The organism is Desulfovibrio sp. (genome assembly GCF_035644575.1).
Lineage (GTDB): Bacteria > Desulfobacterota > Desulfovibrionia > Desulfovibrionales > Desulfovibrionaceae > Desulfovibrio.
The window spans coordinates 1-3,796 of record NZ_DASQOG010000011.1 but is presented as its reverse complement, the minus strand read 5'-3'; the positions used below and the strand labels follow the sequence as shown (position 1 = coordinate 3,796).

Genomic DNA, 3,796 nt, shown 5'->3' with positions numbered 1-3,796 from the left:
TTGAGCAGGGCCATGGCGGCCCGCATGGCGGATTTGGGGCCAAGGCCCGGCAGACGCGAAAGCTGCTCTACCAGGGCCTTGAGCGGTTCGGGAATCCGATCGTGCATGGCTCTAGAAAAGGCCGGGCAGCTTGATGCCGCCGGAGATGGAGCTCATTTCGCGCTCCATGGTTTCGCGGGCGATGCGACCGGCTTCGTTAACGGCAGCCAGAATAAGATCCTGGAGCATTTCAACATCGTTGCCTTCAAGGGCCTTGGGATCAATGACCAGCTTGCGCAGTTCCTGCTTGCCGGAAACTTCGGCCTTGACCATACCGCCGCCGCTGCTGGCTTCGTAGCTGTGTTCGCCCATTTCCTGCTGGAGTTTGGCGATCTTGTTCTGCATAACCTGCGCCTGGCGCAGAATGTCGTTCATGTTCCGCATGTGTTTCTCCTTGCGTCTGTTGCATGCTTCCGGTTCCGGCGGCATGGGCCGGGCGGACGCGGAAAGTTTTTTCAGTTGTCAGCGGGCTCAGCGGTTGTCCTGATCCACCGGGCGGCACCCTTTGACCCGTGCGTTCAGCACCTCAAGGCAGGGCTGCAACTCGGGCCTCTGGCTGAATTCTTCAATCAGTTCCGCCTCAGGGCGATAGGGCCGGGGCGCCACGAATTCCAGCTGCGTCTGCCCCGCGCCGTAGGCGGCAAGAGCTGCTGTCAGCTCCTCGCGCCCGCGCTCAAGCTGAAACAACTGGGTTTCAGCCTTGGGGGAGAGGCGCAAAATTCCGTCAGTCCATGTGGCGCTCACGCTGCGCAGCAAATGCTGGCGCGGCATGTCGCGCCCGGCGCCTTGCCATGAAGAGCAAAAGTCACAAAATGCCGCCCAGTTACAGGCTGCCTGAGCTTCCTGCTTGCCCTGGCCTGGTGTGCCCGCGCTGCTTGCGCCGGAGTCTGGCTGGGCAGTATCACTGGGGCCAGCACCATAGTGTCCAGAATCCTCTTGCCCGAAATTTCGGGGGCCAGAATCCTCCTGCAGGGGGGCCTTCTGGCCTGGACTACCCAGACTTGAGTTGCCCAAATTTGAGTTGCCCTGGCTTGAATTACCCTGGTCAGGCCCGCCATATGCAGGTCTGTTCTGGTCTGGTCGCACTGCTCCTGTTTGCGCACCGGGCCGCCAGGGGCGGTGCGTGGGGGCAGCAAAATTCCGGGCCGCGTCAGGCTCGTCTGATTCCGCATCGTCCGCATCATTGGCGGCGTGCTGGCCCGTGGCGGCATCCCTGGGGCGGGATTGCGCCATCTGCGCGCTACCGGCGGGCATTTCCACGCTGTTTTCCACACGTTGCGCAGAGGGGGGCACGGCATGAGCCTGCTGGGTTCCCTGTCCGGCTCCGCCAGCCTGTCCAGCGGGGCCGGGCGTGGCTTGCCCAACGGGCAGCAACTGCGGCAGCAGGGCAAGGTTGAGCAAAAGCAGTTCAAGCGCTGCTGCTGGTTCCGGGCTTTGCACTATGCCGCGCTGCGCGTCAAGGGCCATCTGCCAGGCCGCGTGCAGATGCGCGGCAGAAAATTGCGGGGCAATGCCCTGCCACAGGGCGGCTTCGTCTGCGGGAAGGCGCAGGCTCGGCACAATGGCCTGACCGCTCTGGCGCAGCAAAAAAAGGTTGCGCAGATTGCCTGCAAGCTCCCGCATGAAAAAGCCAATATCCACGCCTTGCTGTAATATCTGCCCGCACAGGTTTGCCACGGCGGCGCAATCCTGCCCTTGCAGGGCGGTAAACAGCTCCGCAAACAGTTCCTGCCCAGCAAGGCCGAGTACCTGCCGGGTGGCTGCAACGGTGAGTTCCTCTCCGCCAAGGGCAAGGGTCTGATCAAGCAGCGACATGCTGTCGCGCACGCTGCCCGCAGCCCTGCGCGCAATAAGCCGCACGGCCCCCTCTTCAAAGGCGGCGTTTTCTTTGCGCAGCACAGCGGTGAGGTGGGCAAAGAGCGCGTCTTCGCTCAGGTGGCGAAACACAAAATGCTGGCAGCGGCTCACAATGGTGATGGGGAACTTGTGCGCCTCGGTGGTGGCAAAAATAAAGACCACGCGTTCCGGCGGCTCTTCCAGCGTTTTCAGCAACGCGTTGAAGGCGTTGCGGGTAAGCATGTGGGCTTCGTCAATGATGAAAATCTTGTAGCGGCCTTCCATGGGCGCGTAGCCGATGGTTTCGCGCAGGGAGCGGGCGTCTTCCACGCTGTTGTTGGAAGCGCCGTCGATCTCGGTCACGTCAACGTGCACGCCCTGGGTGATCTTGCGGCACTGTTCGCACTGGTTGCAGGGTTCCGGCCCCGGAGCGTGCTGACAGTTGAGCGCCTTGGCAAAAATACGGGCAATGGTAGTTTTGCCCACGCCGCGAGTGCCGCTCAAAAGGTAGGCGGCTGCGGGCCTGTCTTCTGCCGCAGCGCGGGAAAGGACGGCCTTGACCATGTCCTGTCCTGCTACCTGGGCGAAGTTTTGCGGCCTGTATCGTGCGGCGAGGGAAAGATGTTTCATGGCGCTCGTTGCCTTTGAATGATGACCAACGGGCTGTCGGGCAGTCCCGGATTGCGCTGCGCGCGAACCCGCAGGAAAGGCTGTTACCTGTTGTGGCCGTGTTGCGCCGGATTACGACGCAGGCTGGGCTTGTTTACTCTTTGGCATCCGGCAGCCCCGCGAGGACGGAACTGCCGGATGCATATCTCTATAGCGGCGGCATTGCGGCCCGCCGTTTGTCTGCACTAAATGGTAAAGCGGTGCAGCCAGCCTTCGTACTTGGGATTTTCGCCCTTGACGATGGCAAAGTATTCTTTCTGCAGATGCTTGGTCACCGGGCCAGCGTGTCCAACGCCGATCTGGCGGTGGTCAAGCTCGCGGATGGGGGTGATTTCAGCCGCGGTGCCGGTAAAGAACGCTTCGTCAGCGATGTAGAACTCATCGCGGGTGAACTGCTGTTCTTCCACGGTGTAGCCGAGGTCTCTGGCAAGCTTCATGACGGAATCACGCGTAAGGCCGCCAAGAATGGACGTCCAGGGCGTGGTTTTGATCACGCCGTCGCGCACGATAAAGATGTTCTCGCCCGTGGCTTCGGAAACGTAGCCGTTGGTGTCGAGCATCACGGCTTCGTCATAGCCGTCTTCCTTGGCTTCCACCTTGGCAAGGATGGAGTTGATGTAGTTGCCGGCGGCCTTGGCCTTGGACATGCTGGTATTTACATGGCTGCGGGCAAAGCTGCTGGTCTTGACGCGGATGCCCTTTTCAAGAGCTTCTGCGCCAAGATACGCGCCCCACGCCCAGGCGGCGACGATGGTCTGCACCGGGTTGTTGCCGGGGTAGACGCCCATTTCGCCGTGGCCCACAAAAGAAAGGGGGCGCACGTAACCTTCGGGCAGTTTGTTGGCCTTGAGGGTCTCAATACAGGCGGCTACGAGCTGTTCAGCCGTGAAGGGTACTTCCAGGCGCATAATCTTAGCGGAGTTAATTAGGCGCTTGCAGTGGTCTTCCAGACGGAATACGGCAGAAGTGCCGTCGGCGCAGGCGTATGCGCGAATGCCTTCAAATACGGCGCTGCCGTAATGCAAGGCGTGGGTCAGCACATGAACCTGTGCTTGTTCAGAAGGGAGCATTTTTCCGTCAAACCAGATAAACTTTGCGTTCTGCATGGCTTTCCTCCGCAGTAGCCTGCTGTATAAGACGCGGGCGCGCCGGGGCAGTCCCGGCGGTTGCCGCAAGAGCAAAAATCTACTGAAAATGACCGCATATGGCAAGCAATTGCGCCAGTGGGAGAAAGAATATCCACAATTGCGGG

At 60.8% G+C, this 3,796-nt stretch carries 3 protein-coding genes and 1 pseudogene; all 4 read right to left on the bottom strand.

Features of this window, described 5'->3' with window-relative positions; all coding sequences use genetic code 11:
• Positions 1-107 (bottom strand): annotated as a pseudogene (locus VEZ52_RS00530) (recombination protein RecR); the annotation flags it as partial.
• A gap of 4 nt (positions 108-111) precedes the next feature.
• Complete coding sequence (locus VEZ52_RS00525) at positions 112-423, bottom strand: YbaB/EbfC family nucleoid-associated protein (protein WP_324835068.1); 312 nt, start codon at positions 421-423, stop codon at positions 112-114.
• Between the two features lie 87 nt (positions 424-510).
• On the bottom strand, positions 511-2,505 hold the full coding sequence (gene dnaX, locus VEZ52_RS00520; RefSeq protein ID WP_324835067.1) for a DNA polymerase III subunit gamma/tau: 1,995 nt from the start codon (positions 2,503-2,505) through the stop codon (positions 511-513).
• 224 nt (positions 2,506-2,729) lie between these two features.
• Positions 2,730-3,650, bottom strand: coding sequence for a branched-chain amino acid transaminase (locus VEZ52_RS00515; RefSeq protein WP_324835066.1), 921 nt, complete (start codon positions 3,648-3,650; stop codon positions 2,730-2,732).
• Positions 3,651-3,796 lie beyond the last annotated feature (146 nt).